The 24,539-nt window shown below is 41.0% G+C and carries 24 protein-coding genes, 1 pseudogene and 1 riboswitch; of the genes and pseudogenes, 4 read left to right on the forward strand and 21 right to left on the reverse strand.

The window, feature by feature from the left end:
• Positions 1–88: 88 nt before the first annotated feature.
• The 5 genes from DESOR_RS28470 to DESOR_RS24880 form a co-directional block, all read right to left on the reverse strand.
• Positions 89–193 (reverse strand): methionine/alanine import family NSS transporter small subunit, encoded by a 105-nt coding sequence (locus DESOR_RS28470; RefSeq protein WP_014187358.1) that lies wholly within the window; start codon positions 191–193, stop codon positions 89–91.
• A complete protein-coding gene (locus DESOR_RS24865; RefSeq protein ID WP_014187359.1) occupies positions 190–1,698 on the reverse strand; it encodes a sodium-dependent transporter in 1,509 nt (502 codons plus the stop codon). The genes DESOR_RS28470 and DESOR_RS24865 overlap by 4 nt, the downstream gene beginning before the upstream one ends.
• Before the next feature lie 290 nt (positions 1,699–1,988).
• Positions 1,989–2,969 carry a uroporphyrinogen decarboxylase family protein gene (locus DESOR_RS24870; protein ID WP_014187360.1) on the reverse strand — a complete coding sequence of 327 codons (981 nt, stop codon included), beginning with the start codon at positions 2,967–2,969 and terminating at the stop codon, positions 1,989–1,991.
• A gap of 75 nt (positions 2,970–3,044) precedes the next feature.
• On the reverse strand, positions 3,045–3,677 hold the full coding sequence (locus tag DESOR_RS24875) for a corrinoid protein (RefSeq protein ID WP_014187361.1): 633 nt from the start codon (positions 3,675–3,677) through the stop codon (positions 3,045–3,047).
• Positions 3,678–3,737: 60 nt separating this feature from the next.
• Positions 3,738–4,541: a methyltetrahydrofolate cobalamin methyltransferase gene (locus tag DESOR_RS24880; RefSeq protein WP_014187362.1), complete on the reverse strand. Its 804-nt coding sequence runs from the start codon at positions 4,539–4,541 to the stop codon at positions 3,738–3,740.
• A gap of 379 nt (positions 4,542–4,920) precedes the next feature.
• On the opposite strand from DESOR_RS24880, the gene DESOR_RS24885 reads away from it, so the two are divergent.
• From DESOR_RS24885 to DESOR_RS24895, 3 genes are all read left to right on the forward strand, one after another.
• Positions 4,921–6,273, forward strand: a complete 1,353-nt coding sequence (locus DESOR_RS24885) for an MFS transporter (RefSeq protein WP_014187363.1) — start codon at positions 4,921–4,923, stop codon at positions 6,271–6,273.
• A 184-nt stretch (positions 6,274–6,457) separates the two neighbouring features.
• A complete protein-coding gene (locus DESOR_RS24890) occupies positions 6,458–7,117 on the forward strand; it encodes a TetR/AcrR family transcriptional regulator (RefSeq protein ID WP_042331644.1) in 660 nt (219 codons plus the stop codon).
• A 379-nt stretch (positions 7,118–7,496) separates the two neighbouring features.
• A complete protein-coding gene (locus DESOR_RS24895) occupies positions 7,497–8,618 on the forward strand; it encodes a Fic family protein (RefSeq protein ID WP_014187365.1) in 1,122 nt (373 codons plus the stop codon).
• 344 nt (positions 8,619–8,962) lie between these two features.
• On the opposite strand, the gene DESOR_RS24900 is transcribed toward DESOR_RS24895, so the two are convergent.
• The 7 genes and pseudogenes from DESOR_RS24900 to DESOR_RS24915 form a co-directional block, all read right to left on the reverse strand.
• Positions 8,963–9,769, reverse strand: a complete 807-nt coding sequence (locus DESOR_RS24900; RefSeq protein ID WP_014187366.1) for a DUF3102 domain-containing protein — start codon at positions 9,767–9,769, stop codon at positions 8,963–8,965.
• Between the two features lie 149 nt (positions 9,770–9,918).
• Positions 9,919–10,086 (reverse strand): hypothetical protein, encoded by a 168-nt coding sequence (locus DESOR_RS29540; protein ID WP_014187367.1) that lies wholly within the window; start codon positions 10,084–10,086, stop codon positions 9,919–9,921.
• A 479-nt stretch (positions 10,087–10,565) separates the two neighbouring features.
• Positions 10,566–10,694, reverse strand: coding sequence for a hypothetical protein (locus DESOR_RS30765; RefSeq protein ID WP_014187368.1), 129 nt, complete (start codon positions 10,692–10,694; stop codon positions 10,566–10,568).
• Positions 10,695–10,717: 23 nt separating this feature from the next.
• The gene (locus tag DESOR_RS24905; RefSeq protein ID WP_014187369.1) at positions 10,718–11,362 is read right to left on the reverse strand and encodes a DUF4878 domain-containing protein; all 645 of its coding nucleotides are present in this window, start codon (positions 11,360–11,362) and stop codon (positions 10,718–10,720) included.
• Positions 11,363–11,583: 221 nt separating this feature from the next.
• A complete protein-coding gene (locus DESOR_RS29545; protein ID WP_014187370.1) occupies positions 11,584–11,760 on the reverse strand; it encodes a hypothetical protein in 177 nt (58 codons plus the stop codon).
• Between the two features lie 109 nt (positions 11,761–11,869).
• A riboswitch (cyclic di-GMP riboswitch) is annotated at positions 11,870–11,954 on the reverse strand.
• 710 nt (positions 11,955–12,664) lie between these two features.
• Positions 12,665–13,711, reverse strand: coding sequence for an SDR family NAD(P)-dependent oxidoreductase (locus DESOR_RS24910; protein ID WP_014187373.1), 1,047 nt, complete (start codon positions 13,709–13,711; stop codon positions 12,665–12,667).
• Positions 13,712–13,749: 38 nt separating this feature from the next.
• Positions 13,750–14,610: pseudogene (locus DESOR_RS24915) on the reverse strand (UDP-glucose dehydrogenase family protein); the annotation flags it as partial.
• Between the two features lie 384 nt (positions 14,611–14,994).
• Here DESOR_RS24915 and DESOR_RS31095 point away from each other — a divergent pair.
• Positions 14,995–15,420: a transposase gene (locus DESOR_RS31095; RefSeq protein ID WP_427854220.1), complete on the forward strand. Its 426-nt coding sequence runs from the start codon at positions 14,995–14,997 to the stop codon at positions 15,418–15,420.
• A 94-nt stretch (positions 15,421–15,514) separates the two neighbouring features.
• Here the strand turns inward: DESOR_RS31095 and DESOR_RS24925 are convergent, their stop codons facing one another.
• From DESOR_RS24925 to DESOR_RS24965, 9 genes are read right to left on the reverse strand one after another with little or no spacing between them, the layout of a single operon-like run.
• A complete protein-coding gene (locus DESOR_RS24925) occupies positions 15,515–16,021 on the reverse strand; it encodes a KdsC family phosphatase (protein ID WP_081468560.1) in 507 nt (168 codons plus the stop codon).
• A 33-nt stretch (positions 16,022–16,054) separates the two neighbouring features.
• Positions 16,055–17,635: an aldolase catalytic domain-containing protein gene (locus DESOR_RS24930; RefSeq protein ID WP_014187375.1), complete on the reverse strand. Its 1,581-nt coding sequence runs from the start codon at positions 17,633–17,635 to the stop codon at positions 16,055–16,057.
• Between the two features lie 37 nt (positions 17,636–17,672).
• Complete coding sequence (locus tag DESOR_RS24935) at positions 17,673–18,317, reverse strand: acylneuraminate cytidylyltransferase family protein (RefSeq protein WP_014187376.1); 645 nt, start codon at positions 18,315–18,317, stop codon at positions 17,673–17,675.
• Between the two features lie 16 nt (positions 18,318–18,333).
• Positions 18,334–19,743, reverse strand: a complete 1,410-nt coding sequence (locus DESOR_RS24940; RefSeq protein ID WP_014187377.1) for a lipopolysaccharide biosynthesis protein — start codon at positions 19,741–19,743, stop codon at positions 18,334–18,336.
• Positions 19,740–20,930, reverse strand: a complete 1,191-nt coding sequence (locus DESOR_RS24945; RefSeq protein ID WP_014187378.1) for a polysaccharide pyruvyl transferase family protein — start codon at positions 20,928–20,930, stop codon at positions 19,740–19,742. The genes DESOR_RS24940 and DESOR_RS24945 overlap by 4 nt, the downstream gene beginning before the upstream one ends.
• Positions 20,927–22,243 (reverse strand): O-antigen ligase family protein, encoded by a 1,317-nt coding sequence (locus DESOR_RS24950; RefSeq protein WP_042331649.1) that lies wholly within the window; start codon positions 22,241–22,243, stop codon positions 20,927–20,929. Before DESOR_RS24950 ends, DESOR_RS24945 begins: the two co-directional genes overlap by 4 nt.
• Positions 22,236–23,093, reverse strand: coding sequence for a 6-hydroxymethylpterin diphosphokinase MptE-like protein (locus DESOR_RS24955; RefSeq protein WP_014187380.1), 858 nt, complete (start codon positions 23,091–23,093; stop codon positions 22,236–22,238). The genes DESOR_RS24950 and DESOR_RS24955 overlap by 8 nt, the downstream gene beginning before the upstream one ends.
• Positions 23,083–24,108 (reverse strand): glycosyltransferase family 8 protein, encoded by a 1,026-nt coding sequence (locus tag DESOR_RS24960; protein WP_014187381.1) that lies wholly within the window; start codon positions 24,106–24,108, stop codon positions 23,083–23,085. Before DESOR_RS24960 ends, DESOR_RS24955 begins: the two co-directional genes overlap by 11 nt.
• Positions 24,105–24,311, reverse strand: coding sequence for an LbetaH domain-containing protein (locus DESOR_RS24965; RefSeq protein WP_148265322.1), 207 nt, complete (start codon positions 24,309–24,311; stop codon positions 24,105–24,107). The genes DESOR_RS24960 and DESOR_RS24965 overlap by 4 nt, the downstream gene beginning before the upstream one ends.
• Positions 24,312–24,539: the final 228 nt, after the last annotated feature.

Consider the following 24,539-nt stretch of genomic DNA (forward strand, 5'->3'; position numbering starts at 1 on the left):
ATTAATTACATCCTGCAGACCACCCAAACAGTAATAAGAGCAGACACTGGTTGGTAAGCGATTGCTATAATTGCGGTGGCTTCAAACCTTATTTCCCCTTAGAAGCCTTTACCGCATTCCAAATGCTGGCCGCCAGGCCTCCCCAGATGACGACAATACCCACACACATCATGACAATAGCGCTTCCGCTCATGCTTCATCCACTCCTTCATTTTTTCTCCACTTCAAAGCAGCCATGATAAAGCCGGCAACAATCACAGTGAAGGCTACTCCCCAGCCGGCATAGAGCAAAAATGCCGTGGGGTAATCTTCGTAATTGCTTTTTAAGTTATCCATGAGATTCATAATAAACATATATCCCAAAATCCCCGGAGTAACTATTCTCAAGCAGAACTTCCACCACAAGCCGGTACGCAAATCTGAGGTAAGATTGGCATGATCCTGGAAGGAGGTTAACTTCTTAAGAAACCAGGAAACCGTAATGACCGAAACCAGCCCTGCTAAGGCAATACCAAAAGTGTTGATGAAGTAATCTACCACATCTAAGAAGAACAGTCCCCCTTGGGTGGCGAATAAAATGGAAATCAAGGCGGAAAGCCCGCCGCCAATCATCACTGCCTTGACCCGGGACACGTGAAACTTATCCTGGATGGCAGACACAAAAGTCTCCACAATGGAAATCAAAGAAGATAATCCCGCGAAAACCAAGGAGCCAAAGAACAGCACTCCAAACAACTCGTTAAAACCCGGGAAGGAGTTTAAGATCTGCGGAAAGACCACAAAAGCTAAACCAATGCCTGCCGTAGCCACATCTTCAATGGGAACATTAGCCTGCTTGGCCATAAATCCCAAGGTAGCAAAAACCCCCAAACCGGCTAAAAGCTCCACACTGGAGTTGCTGAAGGCAGCAATAAAGGCATTGTTGTTAATGTCGGCCCCTTTGGGCAAGTAACTGGAATAAGTGATCATAATAGCAAAAGCAATGGATAAGCTGAAAAAGATTTGCCCATAGGCAGCCATCCATACTCCCGGCGAGGCGATTTCACTCCAATTCGGTTTAAAAAGCGCTTCCAGGCCGATGGAAGCCCCGTCCAAAGTCAGGGCACGAATCACAATCATAATAAACATTACCAGTAACAAAGGAATAAAAATGCGGTTAGCTTTCTCGATACCCTTTTTAACACCCTTAAATAAAATGGCTAAGCTGATCACCCAGACCAAAATCAAGGGGATGAAAACCCCGGGAACAATCGAACCCACAGAACCAATAGGTGCACTATTGACAATATCCACCCGTTTCAAATATTCCCCCATCAGGAATCCGCCCGGGTCCTTACCCCATTGCAGATTTAGGGCAAAATAGGAGTAAGCCATTGCCCAGGCGATAATCACTGAGTAGTAGGTAGAAATTACGAAAGCGATGGCTACCTGCCACCAACCGATCCATTCTGTCTTTTTGTTCATGCGTACATAAGATAAGGGCGCTGATCCCCGGTATTTGTGACCCATGGTAAATTCCATAATCAGCAAAGGAATGCCCGCCGTCAGAAGCGCAAATAGATAGGGAATAAAAAACGCGCCTCCGCCGTTATCATAAGCTACATAGGGAAAACGCCAAATGTTTCCCAAGCCTACAGCAGACCCCACAGCAGCCAAAATAAAACCTGCTCTTGTTCCCCATTGTTCTCGGTCTTCCACTCTTGAATCACCTTTCATTAATTTATTTTGGCTATTAGTATTTTTCTGACAGTTTAGCCCCAGCAATCTAAAAGGACTTCTTAACTCTTCGTTTGTAAACAAAGAAAGAATTAAGACGTCCTTATGATAGGCTGTTTATACTAAAAGCCAAGTTTTCACAACCTGTTCATTGTACCATATAATACTTCACATACCAATCCAATCTCTTACAACAGGGGAATAATCAACATCTAAAAAAGCACCCAAATTCAACCATAAAAGGTGAATTGGGTGCTTTGCCGCGTTTTCCTTTAGAACATGATCTTACTCATACGGTCGATCTCCTCGTCCGTGGCCTCATAGACGCCGGGGAAAGAACTGACGCCAAGACCCTGACTGGCGCCGGGGATAAAATAAAGTTTACCGCAAGTCCGGCACGCTCTCTCAACGTGTTCGGCGATATTTTCCCGTGTCCAGCCAGGGAAGTCAATCACACCGCTGTCAATATTGCCCATGAACGTGATCTGGCCGCCGTATTGTTTGATCAATTCCGGTGTATTGTTCGTCGTCATAACGCCTTGCCAAATATCGATTCCCATTTCAATCATAAAGGGAACCAGGTTGGCGGCATAGCTGTCGCTGTGATGGACGACCAACTCGACACCGTTGGCTTTGTAAAAACCATAGATTTTTTTATAAGCAGGCAGGATGAACTCTTTGAACATTTCGGGGGAAATGAAAGAGTTTTTCTGACTGCCCCAATCGTCATGATGGAACAGCGCGTCAGGATGGAGATGGTCAACAAACTCCTTCGCTAACCCAAGTTCGAAATCCGTAAGGAAATCGATGAGCTCGTGCATGGCTTCGGGTTCCTCGTAGAAATTCATCAAAGCGTCCTCCATTCCCATCAGGTAATGAAGGTGTTCAAAGATTCCAGGAGCAACGAAAATTGTCGCAAATTCCTCTTCGCGGTTGATTTGAGCCACAAATGCTTTCGCTTCTTCCCATGCTTCTTCAGGATAAATCAGTTGCGGCGCTTTAACACTATCCCGCCATTTGGTTATATCCTTAATCACTTTGAGATCCTGAGTATGAACAGGAAAGGAACCCAGCTGACCTTCCGGCCAGCGGAGGGTAACACCCCATTCATTCTTGATTTCTCCGCCGACGGGGGGTTTAAGACGAGTAATAGGGGTTTTCATGATCATCTTAAAAGCTTCGTACTGCTTCACGAAACGGTCCGGGTTTCCGCCTTTAATAACCTCGACTAAATTTTGCCTTTTGGTAAGCATTGAATCGTCCTCCTTCATTCCGAAAGGTATTTTCTATCTTTTGGCATCTCAATCTAACGACGATTAGCTGCCTGCTTATTGTTTAGACAGCTCAACGGCTTTAACCGCCGCGCTGCCGGCATCGGGAGCAAAGCCGTCCGCGCCAATCTCATTGGCATAGTCCTGGGTTACAGGCGCGCCGCCGACGATGACCTTGACACCGGTCAGTCCGCTGCCTTTAATGGTTTGAACTGCTTCTCTCATAGCCGGCATGGTGGTGGTCAAAAGACCTGAACAAGCAACTATGGTTACGTTCTCATGTTGTTTAATCGCTTCCACCCATCGGTCGGTGGAGACATCAACACCCAGGTCGACTACGGTGAAGCCGGCGCTTTCAATCATCATGGCAACCAGGTTCTTGCCGATATCGTGTAAGTCCCCTGCAACGGTGCCAATAATGCAAGTGCCATGGGAGCTGCTGCTGTCCCCGACCAACAACGGTTTCAGGACATCCACACCTCTGTTCATGGATTTAGCTGCCATGAGCATTTCCGGAACGAATATCTCTCCCGCCGAGAATTTATCCCCGATGACTTTCATTGAATCAACCATAGCCTGAAGAATGTCGTTAGCGCTGCTGCCTGCGTCCAAAGCTTCCTGGACCAGTCCGGGTACTAGTTTCGCTTTTCCTGCTTCCACCATAGCTTTGACTTCATTAATTTTTGTCATTTTCATAGGCCTCCTATAATTCAGATTATTTTACTTACTTGATAATTAGGTTTGCGCCGACTATTTCTTCTGACCGAACTTTCCTTCCCTGAAAGCGCCGATGTATTCCATGCAGTACTCATCTTGGCCCAGCATGGCTTCCGTGGCAAAGATCATGCCGAGGAGATCCTGGTTGGTCGGGTCGATGATGCCGCTGTCCATACCGGCGTTCATCGCTAAAACTATGAAGGCCTGGTTCACTAGCTTACGGACGGGCAGATTGAAGGAAACATTGCTGCAGCCGCCTATGATATGGATCTCCGGATACTGCCGTTTAATTTCCTTCATGACGTCTACGATCATGATGATCCCCTCTTCAGAAGTGCAGAGCATTTCGACGAGGGGATCAATATGCAGACGGGAAGGGGCAATACCGAATTCTTGAGCACGTTTCATAATATTTGTGAAGACTTCCAAACGTTTTTCAGCGGTCTTGGAAATTCCACTGTCATCGCAGAGCAGCGCTACGCATTCCCATTCAGTATCGGCGATGACCGGAAATATCACGTTGATTTTGTCACCTTCCCCGGATACAGAGTTGATGAGTCCTGGCTTTTTGCAGAACGGGATCGTTTCCACGATAGCCTGAGCATGGGGGCTGTCGATACAGATCGGGGTGTCGGTCACTTCCTGGACTAGGTCGATCAGCCATTTCAGGGTCTCGACTTCTATGCTGACATCCGTGGAAGCGCAGACATCAATGAAGTTGGCCCCGGCTTCCGTCTGGATTTTAGCCAAGTTGCGGATAAAGTCCGCGTTTTTTTCGGAAATAGCCTTAGCAACGGATGGGATAGCACCGTTAATCTTTTCTCCTATAATAATCAAGTCAAACTCCCCTTCTAATTGTAAATTTGGATACAAATTCACTACAATAGTACGAAAATTCAAAACAAATTAACTATCAGGAATTGAATATAATTCTAAGTCGATTTAGAATTCATGTCAATATACAATTTAGTAAAAACATAATGAATTAATAAAATATATTGACAAAATAGCAATGTGAAAATAATATATTTGTAAAAGCAGTCATAAATACTATAGTCAGAAGATTCTAACTGGCCTGCTTGGGGGTGTGCAATTATTCCGGTATCGATAAACAACGATATTACTTGATAAGAGTAATAGATAACCTTTAAGAAAGGAGAAGATGAAAAGTCAAACAAGGATGGGCTCTATGAAGTATTATGTAGGGAGGACGTTTATGAAAAGTTTAAAGAAATCAATCATTAATCTCTACGGTTTGCCCTCATTTGGATTCCAGCTTATGGTTAACATGGAAGTATTCTATTTCGCCGCGTTTATGACGGACTATGCTGATCTTCCCATGAGCCTGGTTGGCAAAGTTTTGCTGATCACCAGTATTTTTGATATTCTCTGGGTCCCGACAGCAGGTATCATTTTAGAAAAAAGCAATATGAAATGGGGGAAATACCGATCTTGGTTATTTGTCGGTCCTCCCTTTGCCGCCTTCTTCTTTATTCTGCAATTTTCTAAAATCGGCTCACCTATGACCAACGCCATCATCGTTACCATTGGATTTGTTGTCAGCCATCTTATTTGGAATATTTATTATGCCGGCCATATCGCCCTGAATTCTGCTATGACCACAGTTAGAGAAGAAAGAATCGCTATGGGTTCCAACCGGGGTATGTTCAACGGTTTGGGTGCTATCGCCTTTTCTTTGATCGGTTTGCCGTTAATCACGTATTTTGGCAAGCTTTCTCCCGGAAATGGTCATATGCTTACAGTTATCCTCACCGGTATTGTCATGGTTGTCTGTTACTATGTGCTCTACTTCCTGACCAAGGACTATGCCTACCATGGTACGGCTGCCTCAGGCGCCCCTCAGGAAAAAATGTCCATCGGTCAAATGCTGACGCAGATTGCTGTAAACCCACCGCTGCTCGGTCTGATGCTGGGGGAATTGGGAAGATACCTGGGCCGGTTCGTTATCTTTGGTTTAGCTTTTTATTACTTTAAATACGTTGTTACAAATCTTGCCGTTCTGACGATCTTCTTTACCGGACTGAATGTTGTCATCTTTGTAGGTGCGTTCATCTCTAATCCCATTGCCAAACGACTGGGAGAACGAAGAGCCTATATCTTATCTGTGAGTATTTTCATTATCTGCCTGCTGGCAATCTGGGCTCTGCCTATGAATTATATTTCCTTCATGATCGTAATGTTTATTGCCTACATTGGTTATGCCATGCCGGACGCACTGTCCGTACCCATGTATTCTGCCACAGTGGATTACGGCGAATGGAAGACCGGGAAGAATGCCAGAGGATTTATCATGTCCCTGATTAATTTCCCCATCAAAATCGCGATATTTGTCAGAAGCGTAATCATTACAGCCGTGCTTACCGGAGCCGGGTATGTAGCCAATATGGAAACCACTCCGGCGCTGGTAGCAGGGGTTAAAAACGGAATCACACTTTATCCGGCAATCATTATGCTCATCGGCTTGCTCATGCTCACCCTTCTTTATCGTATCACCCCGCAAAGTCTGAAAAAGATGCAGGAGGAAATCGCTGCCAGAAAGTCACAATAATCCCTTTCAGGATTTCTTTGGAATTCAGCCTAATACTAAAAATGGGACTGCTGCGTAAGAATTATACGATAATGTGCAGCAGTCCCATTTTTAGTTTAGCCAAATCATGAACTGGATCTTGACGTTAGAACAGAATACATGTTATAAAAAATACGTCAGTACTTAGTAAAAGGCAGTGAAATCAGTGAAACAGGAAAAAATGTATCCCAAGGGAATAGAAACCAGGGACAGAATTGTCGAAGCTGCTAAGAAGATATTCTATAATCATGGCTATAAAAACAGCACCCTCAAAATGATCACCGAGGAAGCTGAGGTATCGTTATCCGCTGTTCCCTATTATTTCCGCAAAAAATATCAGATCGTCAGGGAAATCTATAATGATTTTTTGGAAACCATTTATGCCTTTCTTAAAGAAAACCTAGCCGAACTTCCTGACAGTTATCAGCTGCATTTTTATGCCACAAGGATTTATTACCGTATCATTCTCGGAGATGATAATAACCGGCGTTTTTATATCGAGGTCAATAACTCCGAGCACAACTATATGTTGGCATATCCCTTTATTGATCAGGTCTATGAGAACTATGCCAAAGATTTTAACATTCCTTTGACTGAGATGCAGCGACAACTAATGCGGATGGCGGATGGCGGAGGCCGCAAAGAAATACTTGACCGCTATTTCAATAATATGATTGACATCGATGTCGACGATCTATGTGATTATCTGACCTCCCTTGCCGGAACCCTGATTGGGATCCATATGCTGGTGGCTGAAAAGTATGCTAAAAAATCAACAGAGTTTGTGAATACTTTGGATTATTCCCATATCAAAATCCTCATATAGAATAGGAATGGATAAGAGAGGAGGCTGCCCCCAAGGGTTCAGCCTTCTCTCTTGTCTTTCCCTATTTCAAGCAAAGGCAAGGCACCGGGTTCCCATTTATCAAATTAGATCATCCATACAGGAACATACCAGTTAGTCGATAAACCCAACATGTTAATAACTCCGACGCGACCTGCAAGGGATTCGCTGACATTATGCATCAAGACAAATTCCGGGAAGCACCAGTCCCCGAGGACTTTAATAAGCATTTGTAAATTAAATAGTAATAAATCTCTAGAAAAATGTTATAACATATATAAAGTAATTTTTTTGATATAATTGACTTAACTATTTGTATTAAGTAAAATTAAAATACAAATTAACTTAAGGAGGAGATGATGTGGCTAAAAAAGGAGTTGAAAAATTACCAATTGCCGTACCAAATATTAAGGCCTTAGAGATTTTTCAGTTACTTGCAGGAGTCAATAAAAAGATTGGACGTCTGAAAAGCGAATTTAATCATTCAATCGTTAACGATTCCATAGTTAGTATGTTTTCTTTAAAAGAATCCGTTCAATCGACACGAATTGAGGGAACACAGGTCACCTTTTCAGAAATGCTAGAAGATCGCGGAAATGAGAATCCGAGTTGGGAAAAAATTGAGGTTCTGAACTATCATAAAGCACTCCAATACGGGGCCTCCCTTATTAAAAACGGGTATCCGATAAGTACTAGAATGATCAAAGACCTTCACGCCACATTGATGGAACATGCTCGGGGAACGAATTCATCAGGTGGAGAGTTTAGAAGAATCCAAAACTTTATTGGACCAACAAATAGAATTGAAGACGCTGTATATATTCCTATTGGTGCGCATGAAATCGATAGTTACATGGAAAATTTAGAGTTCTTTATCAACAGTACTCCCCATAATAGTTTTAGCAAGTTTAACAAAACTGATGGATTTGTATTTGACGAAGAAAGTGATCCCATTATCAAAACAGCCATAGTACATGCTCAATTTGAATCAATCCATCCATTTCTAGACGGAAACGGCAGACTTGGAAGAATCCTTATTGTACTTCTTGCCATCAAAGAAGAGCTTGTTGAAGTTCCCGTTTTCCTTGTTAGCGAGGAACTAGAGAGAGAACGCGCTCGATATTATGCTTTGTTAAATGGAGTCAGAGGCGATCATCCTGATTGGTACTCTTGGATCAAATTCTATGTAATCTCTTGTGGTCGAATGGCTGATTCATTATTGCATAAACTAAAAGAAGCCGAAAAACTAGCTGCGCTTGGGATTAGAAAATGTATGCTTGAATCTGAGAAAAATATTTGGTTATATACCTTTTCTGATCCCGTTACAACTGCTGCTAGAGTATCAGAAAGTTTAAAGATATCTCCGGCTACTGCTCGAAAAGGGTTAAAAACTTTATCCGAAGCGGGTCTACTATATACAGATGAGATAACCAAGAGGAACAAAAAGTTTCGCAATTATGACTTAATGCGGATATTAAATTGAATTCAACATGTTTGCTTTAGGTACTTCAACACTAGATAAAAGAGATTTGAAATGTCGTAAAGACAAATCGAATCTCTTTTAATCTTTAAATTAAGTGCGACAAATTCCGCGAAGATCGAGTATCTGGGGTCTCACAACCCCAAGCCCTCACAGAACCGGACTTGCCCTATAAGGCATCCGGCTCTTCACTTCACCATTCACAGACGTAGCTTTTACCTGCGCCAAGCTCAACTATCAAAATATTCTTGGCACATTTTGCACACTATGGTAAAGGAGGCTCTTTCCAAAACTAACATCGTTCCAATCGGTGTAATTGACAAGCTGACAATATGGCTGGCATAATTCTAACCCATCCTCGCCTCCATAGCCTTAACCAAAAAACCATTCAGCATCTTCTGATACTCCCCATGCACCTGAGCATCAACCTTGGCCAGCAGATTCATCTCATAACTCAGTTCATTGTAAACTTTCTCCAAGGCCTCATAGCGAAAAGCGATTTTAGAGGTAAGCAGCTTGATCTGGACAGCCGCCAACTCATTGCTCACCCTTTGGTAGCTTTTCAAATTCGAGTTTTGCGCCAGCTTCTGATGTTCCAGGACCTTTTTCTCTAAATCCTGCTGCAGCTTTTGCTGTGACCTCCGCAATTCATCGCTTTCTTTTTTCAGGCGGTTCACCTCCTCAGCCAGTTGGATCGTCTTCTCACTTTCCTCAGCCAGGTTTTTTTGAAGATCGGCCTGTTCCTGTTTAGTCTGTTTTAGCTCATTAACCACCTGCTCCAACTCCCGGGTCGTCATACTTTCCAGGTCCATGTCGCTGATTAATTGCACCCGGTCTTCTTCAGGCACTCCCAGGAGAATCAAGGCATGGGTGTAGTTCAAATTCGGCAGCTTCCCGTCCTGGGCCCCGTCTTCTGCTAAGGCGGGCCCCAGACTCCCGTAAGCGTCATAGAGGAGCATCAATTTTTCCGCTCTTCTCTGGGAAAAGCCGACTTCCTCTTTCAGCCATGTTCCCCATTCCCCATACTTGATCTGACTCTTAGCCTCTGCCAGCCGCCGTCCGATTTCGACAAAGTTACTCAGCACTATTTTTTTCGTCTGTTCTTTAATGATATTGATTTCAGCCGCGATTAAAGGCAGTGTACGCTCCGGCATGAGATCCCCCATATTATTCCCAAGTCCTTTCTCTTTGTTTTAATATAATATGGGTTTACCCAGTAAGGGTGACAACTTACTCCAGAAGGGCATGTCCGAGAATCGTCCGCGCGGACGATTCTCGGACATGCCCAGACCTCTGCTGAAGGCTATTCGGAATCAGGGCTTTCATCTTTAATGGTTATGACTTTGAGACCGGAAGCCGGCTCTTCATCCATGAATTGGGTTTCTCCCTCCTGCTGTGCTTTTAACAGGATATCCAGGGCATCTGCAACTTTTGCCGCCAGCTTAAAATACATGATTTTATAATCCATCATTGCCGTCTCTACCCCCTATTTCAAGCAGAGGCAAGGCTCCGGGGGCAGAACCCGGGCCTGCCGTCTGCTCTTATAGGGGAAATCAAAAAGCGCATGCGAGGTCTTTTTCACCCTACACATGCGCTGTGCTTCGTTATTTGCTGAATCCTAAACACCCAGTTCTTTCCGCTGCCTGGGTCAGAATAGGCTGAATCTCCTGCTGCGTGAAGCCGCACAGTCTGCTCCCTGCCAACATCTTATTATACTCCCTTCACCTGCCACATACACCTTGCTTGTGCACAAACGGGCAACATTGTATAATAAACATGTCGTCGTGGACAGTCTGTTACGTGTAGGTGCTACCACACCTGCGCGTGCCTGGAAGTGTTAGCGCACTTTCAGGTCACGGCGACTTTTTAATTTCCACCTATTCCTAATTATAGCTTTTTTGAAGTGAATTGCAAGGTATGGAGAGGAAATCACTCTTTCTTCTCCTCATTTTAATGAGTTATTATGCCTTCATCTTTAAGATCTTTATAGCTAAACCAAAGTACCCCCTTTTCCTTTTTCATGTGTATCCCATTGAAAATCCCTATGGCGTTTTCCGCTGCCATAAATTCATCCGTCATTTCATTTTCTCCCCTTCTCCTTGTTATTCAGCGTTGCTTGAAGATGAATTCATGGAATTGTTAATCTCATTTCCAACTGAAACAAAATTCGATGTGAACACGTCCAGCAGTTCATCACTAGGCTGATCTATATACCATTGATTATCCACCTTAGTCAGCTTGATATCGATAGTTTTTTCCAGGAAGGATTCTTTTACAGTCTCCTTCTGGGTTTGCATGGCAGAAACAAACATTTGCCCCATATCTTCATCGTTCATCTCGACCCCTGTGAAGGCTAAGGATAAGGCTTTGGACAAAACGTCTCCAAGAGTAGCCTTAAGAACCGGCCCCCCATCTACATATTTGAAATCCACAGTGACTGTAGCCTTATCATTTTCTATTTTCGACTCTTTTACAGCGTATGTGATTTTAGCTGCATTTTCTTTGCAGTAGTCTATAAAATACTTCTGATACTGATTTTTACTCCCTTCCCCATTATCTTTCATTACATCGCTGATCTTTTCTTTACCATTTGAGTCCGTGGGAGTAACCATTTCAGCCATTTGGGCTAGATCAAACTTCTTTCCAGCATCAATAAAGCTGGAGACCGTCGATTCCGGCTTGGGAGAATTGGCACACCCCACCAAAAAGAAAATACCAATAAATAATAAACTTATTAACCTACGCAACTTCTCACACTCCTCCATAACTCCTTCATTCTTTTGAACAATACTTTACCATTTACAACGACAAAATTTTAGTAAGTAAAAAGTTGTCCATATCAACTACTATATTCTAGATTGCCAGCGAAACATGTCGAAGTAGTGAATATATGTTAAAAATTTCACTATTCCAATAAAAAGTTTCTTCAGCGCCACCACAGCAAAAAAGACGCCAATTTAGCGTCTTATTAAGGCTTACTTCCACAAGCAAAGCTTGTTTGATTAGGGAACTCCTTAAAAAGCAATTTGTCTTTTTCTTCTCCTTCTCTCTTTTCTTCCCCCAGCTCTCTTTCTTTAGCATGGGCTCCGTAGTTAAAAAGCAAGACGAGTGACAAAGCAACTAAATATATAAGAACGAATTTCATTCTATTGCCCTCCCCAATATAGTATTCTCAGGCTTTCCTTATTAAACTTAGAAAAATAAAAATCGCTCAACTCAAAGAGTAAAGCGATAATAGCAAATATCTCGCAATTTTCGGTGGCTTGGCAGTCATCAGCTTTACCCGGAAGACCCATAGCTTTGCGTCCTTAGTTTTCACTAAGTTTGCCTTTATCGCAACAGTACTAATTTTCAACTTTTAAGTCATTATATCACGTTAAATATTAGATTTATGTCGAAAAAGCGAAGGTTATGTAATTTTAATTTCTGCCTGACTTCGCCTTCTTTCTTGATATTCTCTAATAATTTTCATGTCAATGTATCTTTCATCTATATTGCTCCAATAGTAGATCTGGAAATAAACATACCCTGATTCATCCTGCTTTTGCAGACTTAAAAATTATTTAGTAAAGAAAATTGTTAAATACATTTAACTAAATTTGCAGGAATTACCCTTATTGTGTCGAAGCAAATACTACAAATCAAAAGAGGGGTGCCCAATAAGTACTCAATGTCCTGAGGTAAGAGTATACTTTATAACTAATCAAAATGAATTAAATAAATCCCCCTGGCTTTATAATGAAGCAGAAATTAATGCCATGCTGAAATCCAGTACGGTTCAAGTCCGAGACACTGTGTATTGTATAGATCATACCCTTTTTGACGCCAGTACACGGGCTTTAGTCGTTTACCTAGAAAAAGCAGAGTAAGAAAACCTTGTCTAAAGTTAACCGACAACACCCAAAATACCTTGAATATTACCTTCCGTGGAGTCCCGAAGTTCAGGAAGTCAGCAAATAGAGCAAAAACTCAGTTTACATGAGTTTTTGCTCTATTTGTATCCATCGCTGTTCAGAGGAAGCCCTATCCGAAAGGCTGATTTCCGCTAATCACTTGACCTGATAATAATCTACATACCAATCCGCAAATCTCTGCAAACCCTCTTCTATACTCATGCCGGGTTTAAAATCAAAATCCCTGACCAAAGGTGAACTATCGCTGTAGGTAGCCTTAACATCACCAGGCTGCATGGGAAGAAACTCCTTCTCCGCGACAACCACTCTACCGACAGCTTTGCTCAAGGCCTTTTCCAAAGCAGCAATATAATCCATTAAATGCTCCGGCTGATTATTGCCGATATTGTACACGGCATATTGTATGCCATTTAAAATGCTGTCCTCATCCACTTTCTTAGCCGGCGGATTGCACAATATCCTAGCCACAGATTCCACGATATCATCAATATACGTAAAGTCCCTATAGCAGTCGCCAAAATTAAAGACCTTGATGATCTCACCCTTAAATATCTTCTGGGTGAAGCCGAAATAGGCCATGTCCGGCCTACCCATGGGACCATAAACCGTAAAAAAGCGCAAACCTGTAGAAGGGATACCAAACAATTGACTATAGGTATGAGCCATTAATTCATTGGATTTCTTGGTAGCAGCGTACAGAGAGACCGGATTATCCACCTTATCCTCTGTGGAAAAGGGCACTTTTGTATTGGCGCCGTAAACAGAACTGGAGGATGCATAGACTAGGTGTTCGACAGGGTTGTGACGGCAGGCCTCTAAGACGTTGAAGAAGCCTATCATATTGCTCTGAATGTATGAATCGGGATTTTCAATGGAATAACGAACCCCCGCCTGGGCTGCCAGGTTCACTACAATCTGGGGCTTAAACTCTGCAAAGACCTTCATCACAGTTTTTTTATCTGAAATATCCCCCCGGATAAAGGTAAAGCCCTCCTGTCCTTCCAACTGTTTCAGCCGGCTCTCTTTTAAATTAACATCATAGTAATCGTTCATATTATCTATAGCGATAACCCGGCACCCTAATTCCAAGAGCTTTTTGGATAAGAAATAGCCAATGAAACCTGCCCCACCAGTGACGAAATAGCACTTACTCGGATCTAATTCTTTATATCCTTCAATCATAATTAATAATTTCTCCTTTTGTCAGGAAATACTTATTACTACTTCCTGCCGATGGAATAATACTCCACACCACTGTCCCTCATCTCGTTGACATCATAAATATTCCTGCCGTCATAGACAAGGGGTGTGCGCATGAATCTCTTATAGGTTTCAGGCATAACCCCTTTGATTTCTCCCCATTCGGTAAAAATAAAGCATACATTGGCATTGTCTAATGCTTCTTCGGCACTCCTTACATAGTGTATTCTTCCTTTGCCATGTTTTCCTTCCTGATCTGAACCTGATTCGGGATATCTTTTTCTGAAGTTTTCGGCACCCACAGGATCATAAGCATAAATGTCTGCACCCTGAGATAATAGTAAGGGGATGTTATCCAAGGATGGGGCCTCTCGCAAATCATCCGTCCCAGGCTTAAAGGTTAAGCCCAGCACAGCCACTTTTAAACCATTAAACGTAATCAGTCTCTGGCAAGCCTTCTTATATAAGAGGACCTTTTGGTCCTTATTCACATCAATTGCGGCCTTAACAGTCCGCAGCTCATAGCCATGGAGAGTAGCTAGGTAATCCAGGGCTTTGGTATCTTTCGGGAAGCAGCTGCCTCCGTATCCTATACCTGCATTCAGGAATCTGCTGCCGATACGGCTATCATAGCCCATCCCTTTTGCCACGTCTTCAATATCCGCGCCCACCAGCTCGCAAAGATTAGCTATATCATTCATATAGGATATCTTTAAGGCCAGAAAATCATTGGCAGCGTATTTAATCATCTCTGCTGACCGTCTTGAAACAGATACAATGGGCAGGCCAAAGGGCTCGTAGATTGCCATCAGCGTATCCTCTGCTTCTAGACTGTTTGTGCCAATGATAATTCTTGCCGCTTCCAGAGTGTCTCTTACTGAAGAGGCTATCGTAACATAAAATATAAATGTAAAACTATTGAAGAAAAGCGAGGTACCTGGTACCGAACCGGAAGGGTGACCAGCGGGAAGATAATGTATTATAAATTTCGCAAATAGAAAATTATGTTCCAAAAAAGAAGGACATAGAAGCAGCCGCTTTGGAAAGATAAAGTTACCACACCAAATCTACCAAGAAAGGGGCTGCGACTATGTCTGAGAAGAAAACAAAGGTCCCATGAACCTGTCCGGAACGGTGACCACCGTAATATTGTGGGTGCCAAGCGAAATAAAGCTAAACCACCAGATCGTTATATTGAAAGAGGCAAAGTGTTAAACTACCTTTAGTCAAATACTAAAATCTCAACGCTAGATATTAATTTCCTCTTGGAGAAGTATCCTTTGCTGAAAGAAATCCCAGACTGCATTTCTGACTTCAGAGAAATCTATGTCCACAAAAGTATCACCCTCTTAGAAAGATTTATAGACAAGTATGTTAAGAGTAAAATTAAGAACCTAAAATCATTTGCCAATGGGTTTCTAAGAGATTTTGAAGCAATAAAGAATTCAGTCATAAGCGAGTATAGTAATGGTTTTATCGAGGGGAATAACAATCGACTGAAAATGATTAAACGCACCATGTATGGAAGCGCGAGTTTGAATCTGCTTAGGGCTGAAATAATTACTAGCTTTTTATTTTACCCGTTTATACTCAAATATGCGGAAGAACCTCATTTTAGCCCGGATTATTCAGCGAGCGCGTCAAGGTGTTCAAGGGCATGGCAAGACATGGCATTCTCGTTTCCGCCGTAGCAGCTGTTTGCGATTACGTCCTTGAATGAGCGGAGTTGGTTCATTGGCTTGGTGGTGGCTCCTTGGTTCTGTTTGGGATATTATCAAAATGTCATTAAATAATATTATAGTGTTCGAGGACAGTGCACCAGAGATCAGCATGTCTCAAATAATGCTCCGTGATTTCTCTAACCGCACCATCACCACCATTTTTTGATGATACAAAATTAGATATTTTACATATTTCTTCTACAGCATCAGACGGACAGCCACGCAACCCACACAGCCTCATGGCGGCATAATCATTGAGGTCGTCGCCAATATAGAGCACTTCACTAAGCATTATGTCTCTATTTGCACAGATTTCCTTCAATACCGTCACCTTATCCGAAACATTATCAAAAACAATACACCCTAGTTCTGCGCCTCGACGACTAACAGCATCCGACTTGCGTCCAGTGAGGAGTATCACCGGCAAATCGATAACTTGCATAGCCTTTATTACCAGCCCATCCTTGATGTTGAAGGACTTAAGTTCTGCCTCGCCAGTACCGTATGTAATTTTTCCGTCAGTCAAAGTCCCGTCGACATCGAGAACAATCATGCTGAGTTTAACCATCATTTTACCTCTTGAAATTAATCAACCACCCGGTGACTACTGATACAGCGATTTTGTAAGAAATCTAACTTTCACCTTTTCAGATACTCTGCCTATCAGATTCTTATAAAACTCATTTCTTTGCACTGCCTGCTCCTCGGTTACTGGGTGGCGTAATGTAGTGTTGAAGTAGTTTTCGTTGATATTAATTGAGAATCCATCAAAACCCGCAAGTATAATTTCTCTGGCACCAAGTTCTTCAAGAAGCCTTAAAGCGATAACACTTGAAGAGTCATATGTTTCATCGTCGACAATAATCCACTTTTGGTAGTCGATGACCTGAACCATATCCATACATATTTGTGTCAGGCGCGATGGAGCAATGATTGCCTTCCCGCGCTCTTGTGCTTCGGCAAATACCTCTGCGCGCGTGGTCAGAACATAATCTGTATCATATTCGAAGTTATTCAAACTGATAGAGACAACGTCTCTGTCCGTTACAATCTCGCTTATTTTGTCAGCAGCGTCTTTTATACTCTTGCCGGGTGCCACCAGAAGAACCCTTTTTCCGGCAAATTGTTTTCTGAGTCTATCGACAACATCTGTATCATCAAAAGTCTTGCTGGCATTGTATTTCAGATATAGGTTTTCCGCATACTGCCTATCAAATGAGTTCTTCTTGTCTTCTTCAATCATCCCTAGCAATTCTGCGACCTGATCAATGGGAAGCATATGCTTGTTATAAAAATGCCCAGCATAGCTTGGCGTACAGTGGTTGACAGAAGACAGATAGTATTCAGCAGCGTAACCCCAGTACATTTCTTTATGGAGGGTATTGATAACTTGGTCGATCAACTCCAAAAGCGGGGCTATTCTGTAGGTCTTGCCATAGTAAAGATTCAAATGCTCTAGCAACAGTTCTGTATTAAGATTACCGGCGCCCTTGCCCATCCCCATTACAGATGCGTCAAGCATAAGGTTTCTGTTTGTGGGGAAGGAAAGTAATGACATTGCATTGGAATAGGATAGCTGCAGATTGTTGTGAGAGTGAAATCCGAGCGCAATTCCGGGATTCAAATTGTTGTCAACCAAATGCATTAATCGCGTAACATCTGTTCCGCGCATTTCACCAAAACTATCAACTATATAGAAACCAGAGGCATCGGGAAGGTACTCGTTAACGGACTTAATTAGCTCAAGCAATTCCATGTCAGAATAGCGCAAAGTAAGCATAGGCTGAACGTAAAATTGGTATCCTTTGTCAATTATTGTACGTCCGAGTGTTGTAACATCTTTCCAGTTCTTCTTATGGAATGCAAGCCTAATTCCGTCTATTCCACTTTCTTGCCTGTCCTGAAACTTATCGACATCGAATTTCCCGTAATCCATCATTGCTACATATGTAATACCAGGTAGCTTATGCTTTAGAAAACTCGTGGAAATCACCTGCTCATTGGAGTATTGGGTGCGCCCCGACACCGATCCGTTTTTCTCATCAATGTATCCCAGCTCGATAAAGTCTACGCCGGAACGCTCCAGCGCCTCTAGTATCTTATCCATGTAGTCTTGCCCGAAGTTAAATTCGTTTACACAACCACCATCTCGGAGCGTAACATCTAACACCTTTATTGAATTCATGTTCGCATCGCCTCCTTGTAATTTGTCCACGGTTAATTCAGACATCTAGATCTAGAAGAGCTTCAGCCAAGCGAAAGTCTTCAGGATTGTTGATATCGACAGCTTCTTTGAAAGTTACCTCTTTAACGAAAGGATTCAAACCTATGCGGCGGTGGCATTTCTCATAAGCTTCGCGTGTAAATACATAAACTCCGGATGTTTCACGGTATATAGGCTTAAGGTCTTGACTGCGCGGCACATTGGTTGGATCAAAATTAAGAGGCTCTCCGTCTTGCCAAAGATAGTCCTGTATTTTTACAGCGCAGAAGGCTGAATCGTACTTACCAGAAGCTACCGCCTCGATGCATTGCCTCATGGTTTCCGAGGTGATAAAGGGAGCAGTAGCATGAGCATACACATAGATATCGGAATCTACTTCTTTCATAAACGAATCAAATATCTGTGTAAAATTTGAAGTCGGCAAATCCAAGTACTCTGGGCGCTTAACGAATCTAGCATTGGCAGGCAAATAGCTGCATACGGTCTCGTCGCTACAATAGACGTTGACACTGTCTAACATTTCCAGTTGTAACAGACTATCCAATTCGTACTGTAAGAGCGGCTTGTCTCCTAGTAATTTTGTATTCTTGCCCGGGAAGCGTTCGTTAGTCAGCTTTATTGGCATAATTGCGGTAGTTATCATTATGATTGAACCTCCTTCAGAACTGTTTCGAAATCAATAATCTTCTCATGCGTCGATAGTATTTATTGAATAACTCTTTATTTATTAGTATGAAAGCAAGTATTGCAACAATTATATTAATTGTATTTAAAATGTGATTTGCATTTACTAATGCCATGATAACAAAATAGACATAGTACAAAACACACCATACAATTAAAGGTGTTATCTGAAATCGTACGATACGTCTTAATTTATACTGACGAATGAAATATGTAACAGCGTAAGAGATTAATGTAGCAAAAGCCGGAGCATATAAACCAATCACATTGATGAGGGCTATTGTCAACAGTACATTGACTATAGCTCCGACGATTGCTGATCGGCTGTTGTTTTCCGGTTGAAATAAACTGATTTGAATACCACCCATGAAGTTCGACAGCGTAAAGAAAACAATTGCTGTTAATAATATCGGGGAGTAGAATCTACCCGAGCTGTACTTAATGTCAAACACGTAATCAAACAAAATAAAATTTACGCTCAGTAAGCACGCGCTAAAAGTTAGAGTGATCTTGGCTAACTTTTGAAAGATTGAATTGTAATATGAAGACCGGTTCTCATCCCTATACATCTCTGATGCAGATTGCTGCCAAGAGATTGAGAACATACTGATTACAGAAGAAACAATCGCAGGGATTTTATTGGCTATTGCATAGACACCGTTTGTAGCCGCACCAAGTATTACACTAATTATTATTCTATCCGAAACATTCATCACCCACCAAGAGATGCTGTTAGCTATCAATTTATAAGAATACGTAATTAACTTTTTTGCACCTAATAATGAAACCGTGTTCACGGAAACATATTTCGGGTATTTTGACCAGACGATTATGAGCAAACAACCCAGCGAATAGCCCAGCCCGTAGCCTATTACAATGCCGGACAAGGACATTTCAAGGACTTTTACAAATACCGTAACCGCTATTGCAATAAAGATTACGGAAATTGCACTTGTATATGAATATATATCGAGCCTTTTAATGCCCCTCAAGAAGGATTGTAGGTATTTATTCCATAGCTCAGAGGATAGTAATAACCAAAAAGGCCATGCCATTTGCCAGCCTAATGACAAATACAATATACTCGTGACAATAGTTAACAGAGCAAAGCCGACTACAGTTATAATTAAGCCGTCTGAGACACACTGTTGCATTTTTCCATTACCGTTATCCTCTACCATATAGCGAAAAAGCCCTTCGCCAGATGACAAACTTATAATTGGTACTAATAGAGACGCATATGAAATATACAAATCAAAAGTTCCGTAATCTTCTGTTGTTAACCAACGGCTGAAGAAAGGAACCATAATAAACATGAGTCCTTTAGATAAAATAGTCCCAATCATTAACAGTATTGTATTGTCGCTTAAACTAGTTCGTCTCATTGACAGCCCTCATAAGTTTTATGATCGCAATCCTGATTTAGCATATTCGATAAGTATTCCAGGCTTTCAAGTCTGCGTGTCTGCAAACGCCCCTGTATCTCGGCATAATTGATTCTCTCTTGAAACAGCTCGAAAAACTCAGCTTCACTTCTTGCTACTCTATTGTTCATCCCAATATATTCAAATAGGCTAATGAGTCTATTATTGTCTTCAATTTTTGATTTAGAGAAAAAACGATAGAATGATATAAATTGCTTATTAAAAATAATTGCAAAAATACTTCCGTGATAAGCATCAGTTAAAACATATTCAGCTTTCTCATAGCAATTAACGAATTGCGCCGGACTACAACTGTACAGATTCACATCACCAAAACGCGAATCTGCGCTGTTATAGTTATACATGTGCGGCAGAGTGACTATTGGTAAATGCAGTTGTCTCGACAACGCTTTAGCGTATTTTCGATGCTCCTTGCTTTTGCCTAAAAAGTAACAAAATATATACTTTTCAGGTAATGACTCTATAGGCTCTGTAACATCCAGCCACTCTTCTCTCGTGAGAAGCAAAGTTGGATCAGCATTTTGAACTACAGGCTTGTCCAGATACTGCGAAAGGAGTTTGCGGCCAAACGACTCACGAACAGATATAGCGTTAAGTCTACTAATTGGCAGTATCATGTTTTCAATTTCTATCTCACTGAGAGACTCTGCACTTAGCCCTGCGGCATATGAGAATTTAATTTTGTTTTGTGGGACGAAGTCTAATGCCATCGCCGGATCAAACATTGTGCGCTTCCATATGTTATCGCTACCACAAACAAAAGTATCGAAATCGTTTACTATATCAAATAACTGAGACGCTCCAACATACTTTCTTTCAGTTTTGGGAATACTCCTAGTTTCAAAATTACTGAACGACATATCCCTTTGGCGAAGCTTATTTATTATTAGCACATTCATCAATAATCTGTGCGGTAGAGTTAATGCTAAACTAGGTTGATTTAACACTGACTCCAGCTTTGACTTAAATGATTGATGAGGAATTGATCCTTTGCTAAATTTTCTCTCGTATTTTACAGTCTTACAATTAAAGCCAAATTTGCGGATAACCCAGTTTAAAGCGTAAGCTTGCAAGCTTGCTCCATAATTTCCATTTCCGCACAATGTCAGTACCGCAACATTTTTCATTTCAATACACCTCTTCTTCCAATAACTGTGTGACTATCGTTTGTTCCTAAGACAGCAATTGAAAAAGAAATTGTTAAAATATATAAATAAAATTGCTGCAAATTGTAAAATGGATAACCTGTCAACCCGTAAGTAAATATTGATATCTGAGTCATGAAAGAAAATACTGCAATGTACTTATTTTGGGAGTCCGGTGATGTCTTCGCCTCCTTTAGCGCCAACAGTGTAGTCCTGAGGCTCGCTATAAAGATCGCTACTAAAACAACACTTCCTACAATGCCTACCTCGGGTAGGAATTGTAGATATTGGTTATGCGCAAATTGCAACTGCCCAGTACCTTGATTATAGTTATAGACGTTATAACTACCCAAACCTTGCCCCAAAATCGGGTTTTCAAAAAACATATTCAGTGCGGCATTCCATAGTTCTAATCTACCATTTACCGATGAATAGTCACTACTAAGCATTAATCTTTCGATTAAGATTTTACTTTCTGGCATGTACTGTGTGGCCAAAAACACAAAAACGGCGACTATTACGCTAATTAGAATTGCGCGTTTTCTATGCTTCCTGTTCATGAAGAACATAAATGTTAGCAATAAAGGAAATAATAACATTATAAGTGCTATCCGTTTTCCCGTAAGCATCATTGCAATAATCAACAATAACATACATCCAATTCTCAATAATATCGATCGTGCGTTCTGCTTGTTCGCAAACAAATCAGCAATGTGAGCGAATAGCCCAGTACACATCGCAATTGCCGCAAAAGCTCTATCACCTACTAGGCCAGAATATTGTCCATAATAAATGTCAAGAATTACTCGTTCTTTATTGAGAAGCCAAAACGAGAATACTGATACGAAATCTTCCTTCATGATAGAAGAAAGAATAATGCTTATAGCCAAGACAACAGATATCCATTTAATGCAACTAATTAAATTGTGGCTAAACCTTCGATTGATTACAATAATTAGCATTGCGAAAAACAACAACCAGAATGTGATGAATCTAATCGTCAAAGTAAAAGATAACGTGTAGAAGAAACTGAATAATTGCAGTACTATAAATAACCCTACCGGAAGCATTGATTTAATTCTATTTGAATTAATTACGATATTTGAAGATGACAGACTTTTTGTAAATAGATATAACGTAATAATGAAAAATAAGTATGCTTGATATTTAGCAATAATGGTATCATCCGTGCCTCCCAGTACCAAAACAGCAAGTAAGACCATTAGAAACCTACTAAAACGATTACTATTAGTACCTGTTGCTTCAGAGTCTCTTAATGTCAACGCTTTAATCATTTTTTTCTACAACCTTTTCTAAACTCTTTCTCTCAAAGGCTTCCAACTTCCCACCTCTGGTGCAATTAATAATTCTGATATTATGGGATTCCGCAAACATCTTAGCTGTTCTATAAGCAGCATCTGCAATATTCTTGTTTTGAACGTTGTAAGTTGTTGTCTTTACATCGCCAAAGTAATCCTTAATTTCCCGATTAATAATCAATTTGCCTTTCTCGTCTATGCTCTGCGAATAGTTGTGATCAATTCCCAGTAGGTAAATGTCTTCAAATCCCATATAGACTGCTATTTGTATTGCGTTATAAACAACCGTTTCGCCTGCCTCGGTTGAATGACAGATATCAGTACTAAACTTTATGGATTCACGTTTCTTGAATTTTCTAAGGTAAAATGGTTGATGATTGAATATATAGAATATGCTGTCATTCTTCTTGACTCCGAGCTTATTTCCATGCAAGGATACAAAACAAGTCGATTCCCGAGAAATGAATTGTATTTCCATTGATATATCAGATAGCGTCTTTTCTTCAACGCAAACCCAAAAATCTGGTCTCCATTCGGTTTTATCGTATAGCCTAAAAATCCTGTTACAGCCAAATGTAACTTCGCCTTTTAACGATTCTAAATCGGCGATATTAAGACTAGGGCCATTGCCAATAATAAAACAACGCTTTCCCTTGTATGCATTCTTAAATATGGTGAGTGCTTTTGCATCTTTGCTGTGAGCAAATTTTAAAGTGCTTATCGCCGATTTCCCAGAAATATACGGAAAAAACAATATTCTGATTATCAAGTTATTATTTAAGAAATTCCTAATTTGCATTTTTATATCGGATATACTATGACTCATTTCTACACCTCGTAAGCCTTTTCTTCTGCAATAGAGGTCTGATTAGACCATGCATGACTCCAATTAGGCGAATAAATATGAAGCGAGGTACGATCTTTCTAACAATTTGAATTAATCTTCTTTTATTAGTCATACTTGAGGGGCGCAATGGTTCATTCGCCCACGCAGTTTTCTCTCTATATTTGAGGTACACCGGTGTCATCTTATGGTCACAGTTTTGCATCCACGGGCGACCGTTTACCATAAAAAAGGTGTCAAAATGTACGATGCAAGGTTTCCTGATTGCTGAATTGACTTCATCTTCTGTGTACATATATTGCGGCCATCTCGCCGCAGATATTTCGTTATATTTACACATGTAAAACAACGAAATAATGTTGTATCTAAGAGGTAAATAGTAAATATCATCCTGCAGCAACTTACAGATGATATCATTGTCAGGAAAATCAAGAATACCGTTATACTCTTTAATTGCGTCTACTAGCTTAACTTGATAGCAGAGTTTTCGATATTTCTCTAAATCCATAACTAACATACCAGAATATACATAGTAATTTGAGCTTTTTATTCCTAAATTCTGGCTATATCTTATATTTCTGGAATCCCTTATTGCACCGATTGTTTTGCCCTTCAAATCTGTATCCCAAAGCTGTGACAACGAGTCTAGCACTAAGGTATCACAATCAATATATATTGCTTTTGTTACTTCTGATGGCAAAAGTGTTCCTAGCAGAATACGCGAAAACATACTTTCAGAGTATCTCTTTATATCAACAGTTTCGCCGATTATCTGCGAGATATTTGGCATATTAATAAACTCAATCAGACATTGATAGTTCTGGGCAGAAGAAATAATTCTTTCTTTGTTCTTGTCAGAAATGTCCTGTGAAATTATGTACACATTCACAGTGTTATTCTTATTATTCTCCAACAATGATACGAGAGACACAGCCAGTACGTCAGCAAAATTATCATCAGAAGCATACACAATATTCATTAGTTGACTCACTTTCATTTATACTTTTCACAGAACAACTCAACGTCAGTGAAATCTTGAACTCTATTTTTTATTATCTCCTCGCTCCAATTCCACCATTGAATGTTCTGGAGGTCGACGATAACATCTTCATCAAATCTATAACGTATTACTTTTGCCGGCACACCGCCCACAATACTGTACGGCGGTACGTCTTTAGCAACAACCGCACCAGCAGCCACACATGCTCCATTCCCAATAGTTACTCCTGAAAGTACAGTAACTCCTGTGCCAAACTAGACATCATTTCCAATATTGATATTACCTTTATAACGACTTTTCTTGAGACTGTTAAACTGTTTCAAACCCCACTTGTCTATTATCGGGTAGGTGGAAACCCATTCTATATCATGCTCGCCCCCCCACGATTTGCACCTTGTCAGCAAAGGAACAGAATTTTCCAATTTGTA

It is taken from the genome of Desulfosporosinus orientis DSM 765, from assembly GCF_000235605.1.
GTDB lineage: Bacteria > Bacillota > Desulfitobacteriia > Desulfitobacteriales > Desulfitobacteriaceae > Desulfosporosinus > Desulfosporosinus orientis.